Source organism: Pectobacterium odoriferum (genome assembly GCF_009931295.1).
Taxonomy (GTDB): Bacteria; Pseudomonadota; Gammaproteobacteria; order Enterobacterales; family Enterobacteriaceae; genus Pectobacterium; species Pectobacterium odoriferum.
Window position 1 is genome coordinate 696,879 of sequence record NZ_CP034938.1, and the last position, 18,594, is coordinate 715,472.

17 protein-coding genes and 1 tRNA gene are annotated in these 18,594 nt (G+C 49.3%); 12 read left to right on the forward strand and 6 right to left on the reverse strand.

Annotated features, from left to right (window positions below; translation table 11 throughout):
- Positions 1-241: 241 nt before the first annotated feature.
- The 4 genes from EO763_RS03110 to EO763_RS03125 all read right to left on the reverse strand — a co-directional run bounded on the left by EO763_RS03110 (position 242) and on the right by EO763_RS03125 (position 2,613).
- Positions 242-862 (reverse strand): DUF2589 domain-containing protein, encoded by a 621-nt coding sequence (locus tag EO763_RS03110; protein WP_161528055.1) that lies wholly within the window; start codon positions 860-862, stop codon positions 242-244.
- A gap of 215 nt (positions 863-1,077) precedes the next feature.
- Positions 1,078-1,509: a hypothetical protein gene (locus EO763_RS03115; RefSeq protein ID WP_161528056.1), complete on the reverse strand. Its 432-nt coding sequence runs from the start codon at positions 1,507-1,509 to the stop codon at positions 1,078-1,080.
- Positions 1,510-1,565: 56 nt separating this feature from the next.
- Positions 1,566-2,027 carry a lysozyme gene (locus EO763_RS03120; protein ID WP_161528057.1) on the reverse strand — a complete coding sequence of 154 codons (462 nt, stop codon included), beginning with the start codon at positions 2,025-2,027 and terminating at the stop codon, positions 1,566-1,568.
- The gene (locus EO763_RS03125; RefSeq protein ID WP_161528058.1) at positions 2,020-2,613 is read right to left on the reverse strand and encodes a DUF2589 domain-containing protein; all 594 of its coding nucleotides are present in this window, start codon (positions 2,611-2,613) and stop codon (positions 2,020-2,022) included. The genes EO763_RS03120 and EO763_RS03125 overlap by 8 nt, the downstream gene beginning before the upstream one ends.
- A gap of 422 nt (positions 2,614-3,035) precedes the next feature.
- Between EO763_RS03125 and EO763_RS03130 the strand changes: the two genes are divergently transcribed.
- The 12 genes from EO763_RS03130 to EO763_RS03185 all read left to right on the forward strand — a co-directional run bounded on the left by EO763_RS03130 (position 3,036) and on the right by EO763_RS03185 (position 16,262).
- Positions 3,036-3,650: a response regulator transcription factor gene (locus EO763_RS03130; protein ID WP_161528059.1), complete on the forward strand. Its 615-nt coding sequence runs from the start codon at positions 3,036-3,038 to the stop codon at positions 3,648-3,650.
- Positions 3,651-3,951: 301 nt separating this feature from the next.
- Positions 3,952-4,028, forward strand: a tRNA-Met gene (locus tag EO763_RS03135).
- 218 nt (positions 4,029-4,246) lie between these two features.
- Entirely contained in the window at positions 4,247-4,699 is a 453-nt protein-coding gene (rimP, locus tag EO763_RS03140; RefSeq protein ID WP_010279686.1) for a ribosome maturation factor RimP, read from the forward strand.
- A gap of 21 nt (positions 4,700-4,720) precedes the next feature.
- Entirely contained in the window at positions 4,721-6,250 is a 1,530-nt protein-coding gene (gene nusA / locus EO763_RS03145) for a transcription termination factor NusA (protein ID WP_039491236.1), read from the forward strand.
- Between the two features lie 25 nt (positions 6,251-6,275).
- Positions 6,276-8,975: a translation initiation factor IF-2 gene (gene infB / locus EO763_RS03150; protein WP_161528060.1), complete on the forward strand. Its 2,700-nt coding sequence runs from the start codon at positions 6,276-6,278 to the stop codon at positions 8,973-8,975.
- 74 nt (positions 8,976-9,049) lie between these two features.
- Positions 9,050-9,448: a 30S ribosome-binding factor RbfA gene (rbfA, locus tag EO763_RS03155; protein WP_039491232.1), complete on the forward strand. Its 399-nt coding sequence runs from the start codon at positions 9,050-9,052 to the stop codon at positions 9,446-9,448.
- Positions 9,448-10,392: a tRNA pseudouridine(55) synthase TruB gene (truB, locus tag EO763_RS03160; protein ID WP_161528061.1), complete on the forward strand. Its 945-nt coding sequence runs from the start codon at positions 9,448-9,450 to the stop codon at positions 10,390-10,392. Before rbfA ends, truB begins: the two co-directional genes overlap by 1 nt.
- 123 nt (positions 10,393-10,515) lie before the next feature.
- Positions 10,516-10,785, forward strand: coding sequence for a 30S ribosomal protein S15 (gene rpsO, locus EO763_RS03165; RefSeq protein WP_010279698.1), 270 nt, complete (start codon positions 10,516-10,518; stop codon positions 10,783-10,785).
- A 249-nt stretch (positions 10,786-11,034) separates the two neighbouring features.
- Complete coding sequence (gene pnp, locus EO763_RS03170) at positions 11,035-13,155, forward strand: polyribonucleotide nucleotidyltransferase (RefSeq protein WP_039491229.1); 2,121 nt, start codon at positions 11,035-11,037, stop codon at positions 13,153-13,155.
- A gap of 140 nt (positions 13,156-13,295) precedes the next feature.
- On the forward strand, positions 13,296-14,180 hold the full coding sequence (nlpI, locus tag EO763_RS03175) for a lipoprotein NlpI (protein ID WP_010279700.1): 885 nt from the start codon (positions 13,296-13,298) through the stop codon (positions 14,178-14,180).
- Positions 14,181-14,290: 110 nt separating this feature from the next.
- Positions 14,291-14,362 carry a protein YrbN gene (gene yrbN, locus EO763_RS23845; RefSeq protein ID WP_223193433.1) on the forward strand — a complete coding sequence of 24 codons (72 nt, stop codon included), beginning with the start codon at positions 14,291-14,293 and terminating at the stop codon, positions 14,360-14,362.
- Positions 14,355-16,262 (forward strand): DEAD/DEAH family ATP-dependent RNA helicase, encoded by a 1,908-nt coding sequence (locus EO763_RS03185; protein WP_161528062.1) that lies wholly within the window; start codon positions 14,355-14,357, stop codon positions 16,260-16,262. The genes yrbN and EO763_RS03185 overlap by 8 nt, the downstream gene beginning before the upstream one ends.
- 87 nt (positions 16,263-16,349) lie before the next feature.
- Here EO763_RS03185 and EO763_RS03190 read toward each other — a convergent pair whose 3' ends face one another.
- Entirely contained in the window at positions 16,350-17,357 is a 1,008-nt protein-coding gene (locus EO763_RS03190) for a luciferase-like monooxygenase (protein WP_161528063.1), read from the reverse strand.
- A gap of 353 nt (positions 17,358-17,710) precedes the next feature.
- Positions 17,711-18,589, reverse strand: coding sequence for a U32 family peptidase (locus EO763_RS03195; RefSeq protein WP_161528064.1), 879 nt, complete (start codon positions 18,587-18,589; stop codon positions 17,711-17,713).
- Between the last annotated feature and the right edge of the window lie 5 nt (positions 18,590-18,594).

Here is an 18,594-nt window from a genome sequence, read left to right on the forward strand (position 1 = left end):
AAATTTATATCAAATGATTATATGGAGTATGAGCGGTGACCATGATGTCGCATCCGAAGAACCCTTGCCGTTGTCATTGCTGAATAATTCAGCCTATCTTGGTTCTATGCTAACGTTGTCCAAATTAGCTATGGATCAGTCTTGGCGATGCTATGAGCTGACCCTCTGGGATGCCTAGGGACAATCCAGGCATCCTTCTATGCGCTGTGAAGGTGTGGTGTACGTGAATAATGTTCTTTGATTATGATGACTCTTCTTGTTGTTCCATTGGCGCTGAGTTTTCCGTTATCCGTGATGTATTTTCCTTACTAGGAATACTGGGCTTGGTTGCGGCATCGGTCAGAAAATCGATGACGCGCATAAGTGCTTCTGGTGCGGGCTGACGTTTTACCTGTGTGTGAATACTGTATTTGGCTCGTGTGTCTGTAGATCGGGTCTGCGTCGACTTGTGTGATACCCGACCGGCCATTTTGACCTTGAAAGCCCCCCAGCCTAGTGAAGCTGCCAGGTTGCCGTCTTCTCCAACGTCATTGGATAAAGACTCACTCTGTGTTACCTCAAGTTCGAAATCGATTGTCCCTTCTTCAATAGAAATAATCGGATGGGTAATCGCGGCAATTAGCGGTAAGCGCATCGTTTTTGTCACTACGCCCTTTGCTACTCCGCTTTCATCAATGAGCGTTTCATCATAATCAAATTGGATAGCGACGGCTTTATTGTTCTGAATACATACGGATAATAGAAAATCCGTATAGGCCTTGCTGGCTTGAACTTGTGCGTTAATCATTGCTTGTAATGGCCCACTAATCATATTTTCTAGCGGCAATGCATTAATAACAGAACCGATAAATTGTGAATCCATTTGAGCCTCCAATTATCTGTGGGTAGGGTGTGGTACACTGTTAATAAAAATAGCAAAAGGAAGGGGGATGAGTATCAGTCAATAGACTTAAGGGGTTTCGTATTCTGACATAGTCCTTTTGGTATGCGGTAAGTAATTTATTTTATTGGTTAAGTTAGGGGGGGTAATGAATAGTCTCTAAGTCATGTGTACAATTTACAGTTGCTAATAGAGAATTAACGATCTGGTGAATCATTGTCATAATGCTTTTTTTCTTGATTGCCACTAATTGAATGAGTGCCTTTTCTTGCCTGCTTTATTTCCGATGCGACATCCAGAATATCGTTATTCTCTCGATAGCTGAAGAAATTTGCCAGCAGCGTAACCAAACCTACGGCAATAGCGCCAATTAAATAGCCTAACCCTATAGCATTCTCTATTTCACTGGTATTAATGTGTAGAATACCTGCGATAATACCTACTAGTGAGAATGCAGATGAAGCACTGATGATGATAATGATTAATGCAGAAGTTGTATTGCTATAATCATTTAGTTTTCGTGGTCGCCAAAAGAAAGAAATATTCAGGCCACCGAACAATCCTGAAATAGATGCAATAGTATCACTTATCAGAATGTCATAAATGATAGGGAGTACTGAGGTATCCATAATATATTCATCCTGATATTTTCTACGAAATAGAGTTTTTTAACTTTTTTTGAGTGTTAATTTGGTTTGATGGGTTTTAGGAAAAGTGCTTTCTCTGCTTCTCTACGGCGAAGGAGTCCCTTCACGACTTGCTCACCATCTTTGTCCCAGCGTGGAAATTGATTGGCTGCGCCAGTATAGTCACCTTGGTTAAGCAGGCGTAATAATGTCGACGTCTTCAGGCTATTGACACCCAGGTTGTAGGTAAATGACGTTAATGCACCAAATTGATTTCCGTTGAGATCAACGCTCACATAATGCTGAACACCGGTTTCCGCCGTTTTTAAGTCCTGCCGTAACAATAAGTCCGCTTCCTGGAGGGTGATTCCGTTATCAAAATTTTCATTCGGCAGTATTAAATGTCCATATCCAATCGTCCATTTACCTGCTGTGTCACGATACTTTGTTAATTTCAGACCTTCAAAACTCTTAATCAGCGAGAGACCTGCTTCATTGATCGTGTCTGGAATATTAGCCATTGTTTTTTTCCTCTTGCGTTATTCTGGGGAGAACGAGATGGGTGTATTCATCAATTAACCGCATGATACTTTCTGGAGGATCCAGCGCAGTGAATTGCATTTCTATATCGACGTGCTGACTATTTCTGCCTTTTTTGTTTTTGCCTGAAGGCGACATGCTGACGTGAAAATTAGTGATGTTATGATCGTCTAAAGATGAAGTGATTTCGTCCTGGCTGACCGCATCGGTTCTCACTGTCATTTGCACTTTCATTTTTTCCAGCATCAACCCCCTTGGGGTAGAAAGCACAACCAGTGGCAGTTCGACGTGATGCCGGGGATCGAGTTGAATTGCAACCGTCTTTGGGGTTAACACGCCATCAGCGTTACGCTCAAAAAAAGGCTCGAGAGTCTGTTGATATTGATGAGCGATAAATTGATTGGCGGCGGTGGCAGCATGCTGCATGCCTCGGGCAATGTCTGCTAATGTCATTGCCTTTGATGGTGTAACGTGATCGTTTAACGTAGTGTGAGGATTTTCCTTTTGGGTGTCATCAATATTATCTGGTTTTTTATTTCCCCATGTAATCCAATTTTTTAATGACATGTTTTTTCCTTACCTTATTCTAAGGTCGACAAAAATAAAAAAACGGAAGGTAATTGATAAGTCAATGAAATATTAAAGGTTAATAAAGTAATGCTGCGTTAGTCATTATGGTGGTTTTTTAATATGTTATAGGCCATTTTTTTCTAATTTTAAACGTTATTGCGTTGGTTTTTATATTTGCTTGTTAAATTATTTCCACGTGATGATTTTTCTGAGATAATTATTTATTACTACTCATATGCCTCTTTTTTAATCTTATCTTAAAGCATCATGTCAGTATGTGTGAATCAATCACACTATGTCTATAAGGTAAACGGCATATGCCAAATGGCGTGACATGAATCTTTCAATATAGGCTAAAAATTCTTAGAGGATACTTTCGAATATGACATTTTGAAATAAAGGTAAATGGAGATTGCACTGTGAATGTTGTTGTTATTGATAAATCCCCTGTATTCATTCAGGGGTTATCCATTGGGTTGAATGATTTTATGCACGATGTCAATGTTATTGGCGTGAATGACATAGATGAAGTGTGGTCTTGCCTTGACGAAATGAGTCAGGTTTTTATTTTGCTAAATTGTAATCAAGAAAGTGGAGAATACAGTATTTTCCTTGAGACGCTGCATGAGAAATACATTGGCGTCAGTGTGATTATTATGGTTGATACTATTGAGAGACACATTTTGAATAACTATCTTAAACACCATGTTATGGGAGTCATTCTTAAAACATCGCCGGTTGATTCTATTGCTCAGGCATTAAAAACGGTGTCGATGGGTATGGTCTGTTTACCGGATGATGGGGTGATCTATGAGGGGTGGAGTGTCGATAACAGTGTAAAAGGCAAACTCAGTGAAAGGCAGCATGAGGTTCTGCAACTGATTGCGTCAGGGGCTTCTAATAAACAAATCAGTCGAACATTAAACATCAGTGCAGGAACCGTGAAGTCACACCTGGAGTCGATTTTCAGGCGGCTTAATGTGCGTAACAGAACACAGGCTGCGATCGTACTATTAGAAGAAGAACGAAAATAAGTTCTATTATATTATTTAGTTATTGTTTTATTTACGCATCAGGGAATCCCCACAGCATCACCTCTTCCAGCTATTTTTGGCGTCCGTGCCTTTTTGCAACGGCTGATTCGCTTTGTGGCTAGCGTGACGATACAAGATCGGCCTCCAACAGGAGGGATGTCATCACGCGATGGTCACCTCTATGCACCCTATAATTCTTGACAAAAGAACGTATTCCACGTATAAGAATTGCCTTCGAACCAATCCTATGGATGACTTGCATTTGTGCAGTTGTCAGCGTAGTATTTGCCACGATTTCGGACGCGGGGTGGAGCAGCTTGGTAGCTCGTCGGGCTCATAACCCGAAGGTCGTCGGTTCAAATCCGGCCCCCGCAACCACTTAACTTCCAGTAAAGTGTTTTTTCAAATACGTTCTTCACTCAATTTCTATCTCTTTTTGCAGTGATTTTTGAAAAAATCCTTCACCGAAAGTTATGCCGCGCTGGTTCGCGGTATTAGGGTCCAGTTGCATAAAGCCCCGATTTTTCGGGGTTTTTTGTTATTTGGCAACAAACAACTGGGCTATTAGGCCCTTTTTTTATGTCTTGGGGGTGGACTTGTCCACATTAGAGCAAAAATTAACAGAGATGATTTCAGCACCCGTTGCCGCACTAGGCTACGAATTGGTTGGGATTGAGTTCATCCGTAGTCGTCAATCGACGCTGCGTATCTATATTGATAGTGAAGATGGGATCACTGTTGATGATTGTGCTGATGTCAGCCACCAGGTCAGTGCGGTATTGGACGTAGAAGATCCAATCACTGTCGCCTATAACCTGGAGGTTTCGTCTCCAGGGCTTGAGCGTCCCTTATTCACGGCAGCACATTACCTGCATTTTGTCGGTGAAGAGGTCACAGTGGTGCTGCGTATGGCAGTCCAGAATCGCCGTAAATGGTTGGGTGTGATCAAAGCTGTTGACGGCGAAATGATCACCATAACAGTGGAAGGCAAAGATGAAGTATTCGCGCTGAGCAACATTCAGAAAGCGAATCTTGTACCCCACTTTTAAAGTTTGGATGAGGCAACTAGGATGAACAAAGAGATTCTGGCTGTTGTTGAAGCAGTTTCCAATGAGAAAGCCCTTCCGCGCGAGAAGATTTTTGAAGCGCTGGAAACCGCACTGGCGACAGCGACCAAGAAAAAATATGAGCAGGAAATTGATGTCCGCGTCAGTATCGATCGCAAAACGGGCGATTTTGATACCTTCCGTCGTTGGTTAGTGGTGAATGAAGTCACTCAGCCAACCCGCGAAATTACGCTTGAAGCGGCGCAGTTCGACGATCCTGCTCTTGATGTCGGCGGTTACGTTGAAGATCAAATCGAATCCGTAACTTTTGACCGCATTACGACGCAAACGGCAAAACAGGTTATCGTACAGAAAGTTCGTGAAGCAGAACGTGCGATGGTTGTTGATCAGTTCCGTGAGCAAGAAGGCGAGATTATCACTGGTGTCGTTAAAAAGGTGAACCGTGATAATATTTCGCTTGAAGTCAGACCAATCGATGGCTCTAACACCAGTGCAGAAGCGGTAATTGGCCGCGAAGACATGCTGCCTCGTGAAAATTTCCGCCCTGGCGACCGTATTCGTGGCGTGCTGTACTCAGTTCGCCCTGAAGCTCGCGGTGCTCAACTGTTTGTCAGCCGTTCCCGTCCGGAAATGCTGGTTGAACTCTTCCGCATTGAAGTGCCAGAAATCGGTGAAGAAGTTATCGAGATTAAGGCTGCAGCCCGCGATCCGGGTTCACGTGCGAAAATTGCAGTGAAGACGAACGACAAACGTATCGATCCTGTCGGTGCTTGTGTTGGTATGCGCGGTGCACGTGTTCAGGCTGTTTCCAGCGAGCTGGGCGGCGAGCGTATTGATATCATTCTGTGGGATGATAATCCTGCACAGTTTGTCATCAATGCCATGGCACCTGCCGATGTGGTATCGATCGTGGTGGATGAAGATACCTGCACGATGGATATCGCTGTCGAGTCGAGCAATCTGGCCCAGGCGATTGGTCGAAACGGGCAGAACGTACGTTTGGCTTCCCAACTGTTGAAACAGCATCGTTCAGACGATCGTTGGGAACTGAACGTGATGACAGTGGAAGATCTTCAAGCCAAGCATCAGGCTGAAGCACATGCTGCAATCGACGTCTTTACCAAGCATCTTGATATTGATGAAGAGTTTGCCACCGTGCTGGTTGAAGAAGGTTTCTCCTCACTTGAAGAACTGGCTTACGTGCCAATCAAGGAGCTGTTGGCCATCGAAGGCCTTGATGAAGAAACCGTTGAAGCATTGCGTGAGCGTGCGAAAGCCGCATTAACAACGTTGGCACTGGCGCATGAAGAAAGCCTCGGTGACGGTCAACCTGCTGAAGACTTGCTTGGCTTGCCTGGGCTGTCGCGTGAGTTGGCGTTCAAGCTTGCTGCGATCGGTGTTTGTACGCTGGAAGATCTTGCTGAACAGGGTGTTGACGACCTGACAGATATTGAAGAGCTCAATGATGAGCAAGCGGGCGAATTGATTATGGCCGCACGTAATATCTGTTGGTTTGGCGACGACAACGAATAACGAACTGTAGCAGGAAAGGAACAGCATGACAGATGTAACCGTAAAATCGCTGGCCACAGAGATTCAGACGCCGGTTGACCGCCTGATACAGCAGTTTGCTGATGCGGGAATGACCAAGTCTGCATCGGACTCTGTGACCCAGCATGAAAAAGAAACATTATTGGCGCATTTGAACCGCGATCGCGGTAATGCGCCGAGTAAATTGACGCTGCAACGCAAAACGCGCAGCACGTTAAATGTCCCTAGCACCGGCGGAAAAAGTAAGTCGGTGCAGATCGAAGTCCGCAAGACACGTACTTATGTAAAACGCGATCCGATTGATGCCCAACAGGCTGAAGAGGAAGAGCAGGCACGGCGTGAAGCGGAAGAACAGGCACAACGTGCCGCTGAAGAGCAGGCTAAACGCGAGGCCGATCTGCGCGAAGCTGCTGAGAAAGCGAAGCGTGCTGCCGACGAGCAAGCCAAACGTGAGGCCGCTGAAAAAGCTAAGCGTGATGTAGCGGAAAAAGAAAAAGTGACGAACCAACAAAACGAAAATATGACCAAGCCGGCTCAGTCTGAGAAAGCGAAACGTGAAGCGGAAGCTGCCGAACTTAAGCGTAAAGCAGAAGAAACTGCACGCCTTAAGGTTGAAGAAGAAGCTCGTCGTATTGCTGAAGAAGCTCGCCGTATGGCTGAAGAAAATGCCGGGCGTTGGGAAGCGGAAAGCGCTAAACCTGAAGAATCTGCCGATTATCATGTGACGACGTCTCATCATGCCCGCGAAGCGGAAGATGAAAACGACCGTCAGGTTGAAGGTGAGCGCCGTACCCGTACTCGCGCTGCCAAAGTAACCAAGCAGAAGAAAGGTAATCGCCAGTCTGAGTCCAAGGCTGACCGTGAAGAAGCGCGTGCTGTTACCCGTGGCGGTAAAGGTAAACGTAAGCCAAGTACACTGCAGCAGAGCTTCAATAAGCCAGCTCAGGCCGTTAACCGTGATGTTATCATCGGTGAAACGGTTACTGTTGCGGAACTGGCTAACAAAATGGCCGTTAAAGGCTCTCAGGTCATCAAAACGATGATGAAACTGGGCGCAATGGCAACCATCAACCAGGTCATCGACCAGGAAACCGCGCAACTCGTAGCGGAAGAGATGGGCCATAAAGTCATCCTGCGTCGTGAGAACGAGCTGGAAGAAGCGGTAATGAGCGACCGTGATACGGGTGTTGCAGCGGAATCCCGCGCGCCAGTTGTGACCATCATGGGTCACGTTGACCACGGTAAAACCTCACTGCTTGACTATATTCGTTCAACCAAGGTAGCAGCAGGTGAAGCGGGTGGTATTACCCAGCACATCGGTGCTTACCACGTTGAAACTGACAACGGTATGATCACGTTCCTGGATACACCGGGACACGCCGCGTTTACCGCAATGCGTGCTCGTGGTGCTCAGGCAACGGATATCGTGGTACTGGTTGTTGCGGCAGATGATGGCGTGATGCCTCAGACCATCGAAGCGATCCAGCACGCGAAAGCGGCTCAGGTTCCGGTTGTTGTTGCAGTAAACAAAATCGATAAGCCTGACTCTGATCCAGACCGTGTGAAAACTGAACTGTCTCAGTACGGCATTATGCCGGAAGAGTGGGGCGGCGAATCTCAGTTTGTCCACGTATCTGCTAAAGCGGGTACCGGTATCGACGAATTGCTGGATGCGATTCTGTTGCAGGCCGAAGTTCTGGAACTGAAAGCAGTCCGTAGCGGCATGGCGAACGGTGTCGTGATCGAGTCCTTCCTGGATAAAGGTCGTGGCCCAGTTGCAACCGTACTGGTACGTGAAGGTACGCTGAATAAAGGCGATATCGTTCTGTGCGGCTTTGAATATGGCCGTGTCCGTGCGATGCGTGATGAATTGGGTCGTGAAATCACGTCCGCAGGTCCTTCTATTCCTGTAGAAATTCTCGGTATGTCCGGTGTACCTGCCGCAGGTGACGAAGCAACGGTTGTTCGTGACGAGAAGAAAGCACGCGAAGTGGCCTTGTATCGTCAGGGTAAATTCCGTGAAGTTAAACTGGCTCGTCAGCAGAAATCTAAACTGGAAAACATGTTTGCCAACATGACGGAAGGTGAAGTTTCTGAACTGAACATCGTGCTGAAATCTGACGTTCAGGGTTCTTGTGAAGCGATTTCCGATTCACTGCAGAAACTGTCTACTGATGAAGTGAAAGTGAAGATTGTCGGCTCCGGTGTGGGCGGTATCACAGAAACGGACGCTACGCTGGCAGCAGCATCGAATGCGATTATCCTTGGCTTTAACGTTCGTGCAGATGCATCAGCTCGCCGCGTAGTCGAAGCGGAAAGTTTGGATCTGCGTTATTACTCCGTCATTTATGATTTGATCGACGAAGTGAAACAGGCGATGAGCGGTATGCTGGCGCCGGAATATAAGCAAGAGATCATCGGTCTGGCTGAAGTACGTGACGTCTTTAAATCACCGAAATTTGGTGCCGTCGCGGGTTGTATGGTGACGGAAGGTATCGTTAAACGTCACAACAAGATCCGTGTACTGCGTGACAACGTGGTGATCTATGAAGGCGAGCTGGAATCTCTGCGCCGCTTCAAAGATGACGTTGGCGAAGTCCGTAACGGCATGGAATGTGGTATCGCTGTGAAGAACTACAACGACGTTCGTCCTGGCGATATGATCGAAGTCTTTGAAACGATTGAGATCAAACGTACGATCGCGTAATCCGTTTTCAGCGACGACGTAAGTGATTCGTAAGGGGGGCCTAGTGCCCCCCGATTTTTACTTGAGGATTTATCATGGCAAAAGAATTCAGCCGCACCCAGCGCGTTGCGCAGGAAATGCAAAAAGAAATCGCCATTATCATTCAACGTGAAGTGAAAGATCCGCGCATCGGTATGGCGACCGTCTCCGGTGTTGAAGTGTCTCGTGACTTGGCGTATGCCAAAGTATTTGTGACCTTCCTGAATGATAACGAACCAGAGCAAGTTCAAACGGCAATAAAAGCACTGCAGGATGCGTCTGGTTTTATCCGTACCTTGGTTGGTAAAGCAATGCGCCTGCGTGTTGTCCCAGCACTGACATTCTCCTACGACAACTCGTTGGTTGAAGGGATGAGAATGTCCAATCTGGTGACCAATGTGGTCAGAAACGATACGGAACGTCGTTCTGTTACGGGCGAAGATCAGGAGGATTAATGAGTCGTCCTCGTCGCCGTGGCCGTGATATACACGGCGTATTGCTATTAGATAAGCCGCAGGGCGTGTCGTCTAATGATGTTTTGCAGAAGGTAAAACGGATTTTTAACGCCAACAGAGCGGGCCATACGGGGGCGTTGGATCCATTAGCCACCGGCATGCTGCCGATTTGCCTTGGGGAAGCGACGAAATTTTCCCAGTATTTGCTCGATTCTGATAAACGCTACCGTGTTATTGCTCGCCTTGGGCAACGGACCGACACTTCTGATGCCGACGGCAACGTGATTGAAGAACGTGCGATTGGCTTTTCTGCGACCGATCTGGAGCAGGCGCTGGAGGGCTTTCGCGGGACCACGCAGCAAGTGCCGTCCATGTACTCGGCGCTGAAGTATCAGGGGCGTAAGCTGTATGAGTATGCGCGTCAGGGGCTGACGGTTCCGCGTGAAGCACGTGAAATCACCGTGTACGAACTGCAGTTCATTCGCTGGGAAGGGGATGAACTGGAGCTGGAGATTCACTGCTCGAAAGGTACGTATATTCGAACCATTATTGACGATCTGGGCGAAAAGCTGGGCTGTGGCGCGCATGTGATTTACCTGCGTCGTTTACAGGTTGCTACGTATCCTACCGAAAGAATGGTGACGCTGGAGCAGCTAGCAGCTTTGGCCGAGCAGGCTCAAACACAAGAGCACCCACTTTCACAGAGCCTCGATCCGCTGCTCATGCCGATGGAAAGCCCAGTCATTGATTTTCCTGAGGTGAACTTGACGCTGGTTGTCGCGGGTTATTTGAAGCTGGGGCAAGCGGTTCAGGCAGCGAATGTGCCCTCGAACGGCATGGTGAGAATCACCGAAGGTGACGAACACAAATTTATCGGAATGGGCGAAATCGACAGCGATGGCCGCGTTGCGCCACGTCGTCTGGTTGTTGAGTTTCCGGAGTAAACCCGCCTGTTGCTGCCTTGCTATCGCAGAACGCTGAGGGTAGAATAGCGCGGCTTGACTATTGGGTGGCTGAATTAGAGATCGGCGCCTGTTTTTTTTATCTATAATGTTTGGAGTATTACAATGTCTCTAAGTGTTGAAGCTAAAGCTAAAATCGTAGCAGACTTCGGTCGTGGCACTAACGATAGTGGTTCTACTGAAGTTCAGGTTGCTTTGCTGACCGCGCAGATCAACCATCTGCAAGGCCACTTTTCTGAGCATAAAAAAGATCACCACAGCCGTCGTGGTCTGCTGCGTATGGTTTCTCAGCGTCGTAAGCTGCTGGACTACCTGAAGCGTAAAGATGTAGCACGTTACACCAGTCTGATCGAGCGTCTGGGTCTGCGTCGCTAAGTCTTCTGAGTTTCAGTGGAAAGGGGCCTCTTTTGGCCCCTTTCTTCTAGGAAGCGTTAGCAAAACAGAGTAGTGTATTGTTGTTAATATGATCTTTCATTACAGAGGTTCGCGCGGCTAATGAGAGGCTTTATCTGCATAAGCAAGATAAGGGTTGTCATTAGTCGTGAGAATGTAGTGCAAAGGTCGGGAGTTCACTGGCGCGTTTATCTTGAATACGTGTAGCGCGCCCCAGCTAAGGATATTATTTTGCTGAATCCGATCGTTCGTAAGTTCCAATATGGTCAGCATACCGTCACGTTAGAGACCGGTATGATGGCACGCCAGGCTACCGCCGCTGTGATGGTAAGCATGGATGACACTGCGGTATTCGTTACCGTTGTCGGCGCTAAAAGTGCTAAACCTGGTCAAAGTTTCTTCCCATTAACGGTTAACTATCAGGAGCGTACTTACGCTGCTGGACGTTTCCCTGGTGGTTTCTTCCGCCGTGAAGGCCGTCCAAGCGAAGGTGAAACGCTGACCTCTCGTCTGATTGACCGCCCGATTCGCCCTCTGTTCCCAGAAGGTTTCCTGAATGAAGTTCAGGTGATTGCGACCGTCGTTTCTGTTAACCCACAGGTTAGCCCTGACATCGTTGCCATGATCGGTGCCTCTGCGGCGCTGAGCCTGTCTGGTATTCCGTTCAACGGCCCTATTGGTGTTGCACGCGTCGGTTACCTGAACGATCAATATGTCCTGAACCCAACGATGGATGAGCTGAAAGAAAGCCGTCTGGATCTGGTGGTTGCAGGTACAGAAGGCGCGGTTCTGATGGTGGAATCCGAAGCTGAGCTGCTGAGCGAAGATCAGATGCTGGGTGCTGTGGTGTTTGGTCACGAGCAACAGCAGATCGTTATCCAGAACATCAACTCACTGGTTGCTGAAGCAGGTAAACCGAAGTGGGAATGGCATGCACCAGAAGTTAACGTTTCTTTAGAGCAGCGTGTACAGGCTTTGTCTGAAGCACGTCTGGGTGACGCTTACCGCATCACTGAAAAACAAGAACGTTATGCACAAGTTGACGTCATCAAAGCGGATGTTGTTGCCGCTCTGCAAGCCGAAGACGAAACGCTGAATGCGGGCGATATCCAGGAAATTCTGGGTAACGTTGAGAAAAATGTCGTACGTAGCCGCGTGCTGGCTGGCGAACCGCGTATCGATGGCCGTGAAAAAGACATGATTCGTGGTCTGGATGTGCGTACTGGCGTACTGCCGCGTACCCACGGTTCTGCACTGTTCACCCGTGGTGAAACGCAGGCGTTGGTAACCGCTACGTTGGGGACTGAGCGTGATGCGCAGAATATCGATGAACTGACCGGTGAACGTACCGATCGCTTCCTGCTGCACTACAACTTCCCTCCGTACTCTGTCGGTGAAACCGGTATGGTCGGTTCACCTAAGCGTCGCGAAATCGGTCACGGTCGTCTGGCTAAGCGTGGCGTGTTGGCAGTTATGCCGAAGGCGAACGAATTCCCGTACACCGTGCGTGTGGTGTCTGAAATCACAGAATCCAACGGTTCTTCTTCCATGGCGTCTGTCTGCGGTGCTTCTCTGGCACTGATGGATGCGGGTGTGCCGATCAAGTCAGCTGTTGCGGGTATCGCGATGGGTCTGGTGAAAGAAGGCGACAACTTCGTTGTTCTGTCCGACATTCTGGGTGACGAAGACCATCTGGGCGATATGGACTTTAAAGTTGCCGGTAGCCGTGAAGGTATCACCGCGCTGCAGATGGATATCAAGATCGAAGGGATTACCCGTGAGATCATGCAGGTTGCTTTGAATCAGGCCAAAGGTGCACGTTTGCACATTCTGGGCGTGATGGAGCAGGCGATCAGCACGCCACGTGGCGATATCTCTGAATTCGCACCACGTATTCACACTATCAAAATCAGTACCGATAAGATCAAAGACGTAATCGGTAAAGGTGGTTCTGTGATTCGTGCGCTGACGGAAGAAACAGGCACGACGATTGAAATCGAAGACGATGGTACTGTGAAGATCGCGTCAACCGACGGCGAAAAAGCGAAACACGCGATTCGTCGTATTGAAGAGATTACTGCCGAAATCGAAGTCGGCCGCGTGTATCAGGGTAAAGTTACCCGCATCGTTGATTTTGGTGCTTTCGTCGCTATTGGCGGCGGCAAAGAAGGCTTGGTGCATATTTCTCAGATCGCCGACAAGCGCGTAGAGAAAGTGACTGACTACCTGCAAATGGGTCAGGAAGTGCCGGTCAAGGTTCTGGAAGTTGATCGCCAGGGCCGCGTGCGCTTAAGCATCAAAGAAGCAAATGCGCAAACTCAGGAAGCGGCAGCTCCGTCTTCTGAGGAATAACGACTGTTAGATAACGGTCTTATGGCACCTTGCCTGACTATCATGGCAAGGTGCTGCGTGTATCGTAAGGGAATGGATGTCCTTGCGTTGAGCGGTCCGGGACAGGATGTTCATCCAATGTTTGTCTTCGGGAGTGGGAAATGAAGCCTTTCTTGCGCTGGTGTTATGTTGCAACAGCACTCATGCTGGCAGGATGCAGCAACACGGATTGGCGTAAAGACGCAGTATTGGCGATTCCGTTACAGCCTACTTTACAGCAGGAAGTGATCTTGGCACGCATGGAACAAATCCTTGCAAGCCGGGCATTAACCGATGATGAGCGAGCACAGCTATTATATGAGCGCGGAGTGCTGTATGATAGTCTCGGGTTACGGGCATTGGCGCGGAATGATTTTTCACAAGCGCTGACTATCCGCCCTGATATTCCAGAAGTTTTTAACTATCTGGGTATTTATTTAACGCAGGCAGGCAATTTTGATGCTGCCTATGAAGCGTTTGATTCTGTACTAGAGCTTGATCCAACTTACAATTATGCGCGTTTAAACCGAGGCATCGCTTTGTATTATGGCGGTCGCTATCTGTTAGCGCAGGATGATCTGCTGGCGTTTTATCGAGACGATCCGAATGATCCTTTCCGTTCGTTGTGGCTGTATCTCGTGGAGCGAGAAATTAATCCAGAGACGGCCAAAATTGCGTTGAAGAAACGCTATGACGACGCCAAGAAAGGGCCTTGGGGATGGAATATTGTCGAATTCTATCTGGGCAGTATCAGTGAAAAAACACTGATGCAGCGTTTACAGGTAGAAGCTACGGATAACACTTCGCTCGCTGAGCATCTCAGTGAAACTGACTTCTATTTAGGTAAGCACTACCTAAGTCTGGGGGACAAGAACACCGCTTTGGCGCTGTTCAAGCTGACGGTTGCCAACAACGTTCATAACTTTGTTGAGCACCGCTATGCATTGTTGGAATTGGCGCTATTAGGCCAAGAGCAAGACGACCTATCAGGATCGGACCAGCAATAGCTGACGAACACTTAATCAGCCTGAAAAACTTCGGTTATCACCTTCACGGGTGAGGGCTTTTTTGTTCGCTTTTTAATCCAATTTGAGCCGGTTCACACTTTTCAATGAAAATGACTGAAAATTTTCACGACGAGTTATGTAGACTGGCCGCCATGTTTAATGAGGCACGTGTACATGACTGATTTAGTAACTTCTTTTGCCGATTTGGGGCTGAACACCTCTATCCTTAATGCCCTGACTGATTTGGGCTATGAAAAACCGTCTCCGATTCAGGCGGAATGTATTCCTCACCTGCTGAACGGTCGCGATGTGCTGGGTATGGCACAGACCGGTAGCGGTAAAACAGCAGCGTTCTCTCTGCCATTACTGAACAACCTGAAACCTGAACTTAAAGCACCACAAATTTTGGTGCTGGCACCGACCCGCGAACTGGCGGTGCAGGTAGCAGAGGCCTGCAATGATTTCTCCAAACATATGCACGGCGTGAACGTCGTTGCACTGTACGGCGGCCAGCGTTATGACGTGCAACTGCGCGCTTTGCGTGGCGGAGCACAGATCGTTGTGGGTACGCCGGGCCGTCTGCTGGATCACCTGAAACGCGGTACGCTGGATCTGTCCAACCTGAGTGGCCTGGTGCTGGACGAAGCTGATGAAATGCTGCGTATGGGCTTCATCGAAGATGTTGAAAACATCATGGCTCAGATCCCTGCTCAACATCAGACTGCGCTGTTCTCTGCGACCATGCCGGAAGCGATTCGCCGCATTACGCGCCGTTTCATGAAAGATCCGCAAGAAGTTCGCATTCAATCAAGCATTACTACGCGTCCAGACATCAGCCAGAGCTACTGGACGGTGCAGGGCATGCGTAAAAATGAAGCGCTGGTACGTTTCCTGGAAGCGGAAGATTTTGATGCGGCGATTATTTTCGTTCGTACCAAGAATGCGACGTTGGAAGTGGCCGAAGCCCTGGAGCGTAGCGGTTACAACAGCGCCGCGCTGAACGGTGACATGAATCAGGCGCTGCGTGAGCAAACGCTGGAGCGTCTGAAAGATGGTCGTCTGGATATCCTGATCGCAACCGACGTTGCGGCGCGTGGTCTGGACGTTGAACGTATCAGCCTGGTAGTGAACTACGATATCCCTATGGATTCCGAGTCTTACGTTCACCGTATTGGCCGTACCGGTCGTGCAGGTCGTGCGGGCCGTGCTCTGTTGTTCGTCGAAAACCGTGAGCGTCGCCTGCTGCGCAACGTTGAGCGCACAATGAAGCTGACCATTCCTGAAGTGGAATTGCCAAATGCAGAATTGCTGGGTCAACGTCGTCTGGCTAAGTTTGCCGCTAAAGTACAGCAACAGCTGGAAAGCAGCGATCTGGACATGTACCGTGCATTGCTGACAAAACTGCAGCCGCAGGAAGAGCTGGATGTTGAAACGCTGGCTGCTGCGCTGCTGAAAATGGCGCAGGGCGAACGTCCTCTGATTCTGCCACCCGATCCGGTATTCCGTCCTCGTCGTGAATTCCGCGATCGTGATGAGTCTCGCAGTGATTCACGTGGCGATCGTCGTCGTGAGCCTCGCGATGCTCGCGATTCCCGTGAACCTCGTGATGGCGATCGTCCGCAGCGTCGCGAACGTCGTGATGCTGGTGAGATGGAACTGTATCGTATTGAAGTGGGTCGTGATGACGGCGTTGAAGTGCGTCACATTGTTGGCGCCATCGCCAACGAAGGTGATATCAGCAGCCGTTATATCGGTAACATCAAGCTGTTCGCGTCTCACTCGACGATTGAATTGCCGAAAGGTATGCCGGGCGACCTGTTATCACATTTCACTCGTACGCGTATTCTGAACAAACCAATGAATATGCAGTTGATGGGTGATGCAGTTGCACAGCCAGAACGTCGTGGCGGTGGTCGTCCTGGTGGCGAACGTCGTGATGGCGCTGCGCCACGTCGCTCTTTCGGCGGTGGTGAACGCCGTGAAGGTAACGGTAACGGCGGTGAGCGTCGCGAACGTTCTTTCAATCGTGATAGCCGTGACGGCGCTCCACGAGCTCCACGTCGTCGCCCTGCTGACGCGTAAGCTACGATTTCTTTAGAATTTACTACAATACAAAACGACCCTGATCGGGTCGTTTTTTTTGGTCAGAACAAACTCACTCGTTCGATATTACAGCGTCTGCCGTACATCCATCGCGATTTCAAACGATCGTAGTCGCGCCTGATGGTCAAAAATTTGACCATTGATCATCACTTCATCCGCCTGCGTTTCACGCAAAAGGCTCTGCAATCCATGACGGACTTTCACGCTATCGCCAACAATCGACAGCCGTAATGCTTGATCTGCACCGAATTGCTCGGCAGGCGATCCGACCGTGTCGATGTTTTCTACCGGCGCGGGCAGCGGGCCCGGTGTACCACGGCGCAGATTAATGAACTGTTGCTGCATTGAGGTGAAGAGGAAGCGCGCATCCCGATCGCTATCGGCTGCCACTACATTGACGCAAACCATCGCGTAGGGTTTGGCGTGGGTAGCGGAAGGGACAAAGTTCTCGCGGTAGAGGCGGAAGGCTTCCAGTAACATATCGGGTGCGAAATGGGCGGCAAAGGCGAAGGGTAAACCCAGTCTCGCGGCCAACTGTGCGCTGTACAGGCTCGATCCCAATAGCCAGATCGGAACGTGTAGACCTTGTCCGGGGACGGCCTGCACTGCCTGACCCGGCTGTGTATCGGCAAAATAGCGTTGTAATTCCTGCACATCACGTGGGAAATCTTCGATATCGGCATTGAGGTGACGGCGCAGCGCCATCATGGTGCGTTGGTCGGTGCCGGGCGCACGGCCTAATCCCAAATCGATACGGCCGGGGTACAGCGATTCCAGCGTACCGAACTGCTCGGCGATGACGAGCGGTGAGTGGTTCGGTAGCATCACGCCGCCGGAGCCGAGACGGATGCGTTGTGTACCCGAGGCAAGATAGCCGAGCAGCACCGACGTCGCCGCGCTGGCGATACCCGTCATACTGTGATGTTCCGCCAGCCAATAGCGGTGATAGCCCCATTTTTCTGTCTGTTGTGCCAGATCCAGCGAGCGATGAAAGGCGTCACGCGCTGTTGCACCTTGCGGAATAGGCGCAAGATCGAGGACGGAAAACACGGTGGATTGAGAAGGTGTGGACATAATATGGCTCACTTTGTTGTTCACTGACTCCACTCATTCGGTGGATGCTAACGCCGTCAGTCAATGATGAAAGTCAGAGCAGTATGCGGGAATGTTGCAGTGCTATGTAATTCAAAAGGTGCGTTTATATTCGTCATACTTCAAGTTGCATGTGCGTTGGCTACGTTTAGTCACCCGAATCACTTACTTAAGTAAGCTCATCGGGATGCCTTCGCTTGCCGCGTTATTCGGCCTTATGGCCTCACCCCTTCGGGGTCAGCGCAAGCGCTGTTCAAAACGCTAGCGTTTTGTCCTGAAACTCGAATTATTTAGAATAGGGGAAAGGGCGGCTGGCCGCCCTGACAGGATTTGAGTTATTGAACAAGCTCCAGGCCGGCGACGCGACGCCAGTAGCCGTTGCAATCTGCTTGATTTTCCAGCGTTAATGGCGCATTGCCTTGTTCGTTAGCGCGGAATTTATCCAGCATCGCTGGGGTGCTGATATCGTTCGGGGATAGCCGGACAATATCGACCAGATCCTGCATTGATGCCAGTTCGTTGCTGAGGTTGTAGCAATAGCCGCTTTGCGTCTGAATGCCGTTGAGGATAAACACCTGCTGGTTCTCCTGCGACAGCATTTTTCTGCCTTGCGGGTAGCTAAGGCAGCAGGTTTCGCATTCATCTTTCGGCCGATCCTCTGAACGGGCGGTGAAGCAGCGGGCAGAATAGGCTAATGGCAAATGGCCATAGCTGAGCACTTCCACTTCAAACTGATGGCGAAAACCAAGCTCGTCACACTGATTCAGCAGGTTTTGCAGCCAGTCTCTGGACAGCTCGACCGGCATACACCAGCGCACCATACCTTGTTTGTGCAGGACTCGTAGGGTGTACGCGTTGTAGCAATTGAGTGCGTGCCCGGCGACAAACGGCAGGTTACGTTCGGCGGCGATGTTGACCGCACCCAGATCGTTGGCTTCCAGTAAAAATTCGCCGTTCTCTACATAGCGCCTGAGTTCCGTCAGTTCCGACGGCGCTTGTAACAGAGCCAGCGTAGAAATCACCACCTGTTTTCCGCTGCTGGCGACCTCACGGGCAACGTTGAACCAGTCCGCCACCTTCATCAGACGGCGCTTACTGCACACTGTTTCCCCGAGATAAACGATATCGGCGCTGCTGTTCATCGCGGCCTGATAAAACGCCTCGACATCTTCTTTTGGCCAATAGTAGAGGATATTCCCCAATGCGTATTTCATGTGTT

Bases quoted from the DNA above. Each gene is read 5' to 3' on its own strand.
- EO763_RS03110 (WP_161528055.1), bottom strand. From the start codon at position 862: ATGGATTCACAATTTATCGGTTCTGTTATTAATGCATTGCCGCTAGAA.
- EO763_RS03115 (WP_161528056.1), bottom strand. From the start codon at position 1,509: ATGGATACCTCAGTACTCCCTATCATTTATGACATTCTGATAAGTGAT.
- EO763_RS03120 (WP_161528057.1), bottom strand. From the start codon at position 2,027: ATGGCTAATATTCCAGACACGATCAATGAAGCAGGTCTCTCGCTGATT.
- EO763_RS03125 (WP_161528058.1), bottom strand. From the start codon at position 2,613: ATGTCATTAAAAAATTGGATTACATGGGGAAATAAAAAACCAGATAAT.
- nusA (WP_039491236.1), top strand. From the start codon at position 4,721: ATGAACAAAGAGATTCTGGCTGTTGTTGAAGCAGTTTCCAATGAGAAA.
- infB (WP_161528060.1), top strand. From the start codon at position 6,276: ATGACAGATGTAACCGTAAAATCGCTGGCCACAGAGATTCAGACGCCG.
- rbfA (WP_039491232.1), top strand. From the start codon at position 9,050: ATGGCAAAAGAATTCAGCCGCACCCAGCGCGTTGCGCAGGAAATGCAA.
- truB (WP_161528061.1), top strand. From the start codon at position 9,448: ATGAGTCGTCCTCGTCGCCGTGGCCGTGATATACACGGCGTATTGCTA.
- rpsO (WP_010279698.1), top strand. From the start codon at position 10,516: ATGTCTCTAAGTGTTGAAGCTAAAGCTAAAATCGTAGCAGACTTCGGT.
- nlpI (WP_010279700.1), top strand. From the start codon at position 13,296: ATGAAGCCTTTCTTGCGCTGGTGTTATGTTGCAACAGCACTCATGCTG.
- EO763_RS03185 (WP_161528062.1), top strand. From the start codon at position 14,355: ATGACTGATTTAGTAACTTCTTTTGCCGATTTGGGGCTGAACACCTCT.
- EO763_RS03190 (WP_161528063.1), bottom strand. From the start codon at position 17,357: ATGTCCACACCTTCTCAATCCACCGTGTTTTCCGTCCTCGATCTTGCG.
- EO763_RS03195 (WP_161528064.1), bottom strand. From the start codon at position 18,589: ATGAAATACGCATTGGGGAATATCCTCTACTATTGGCCAAAAGAAGAT.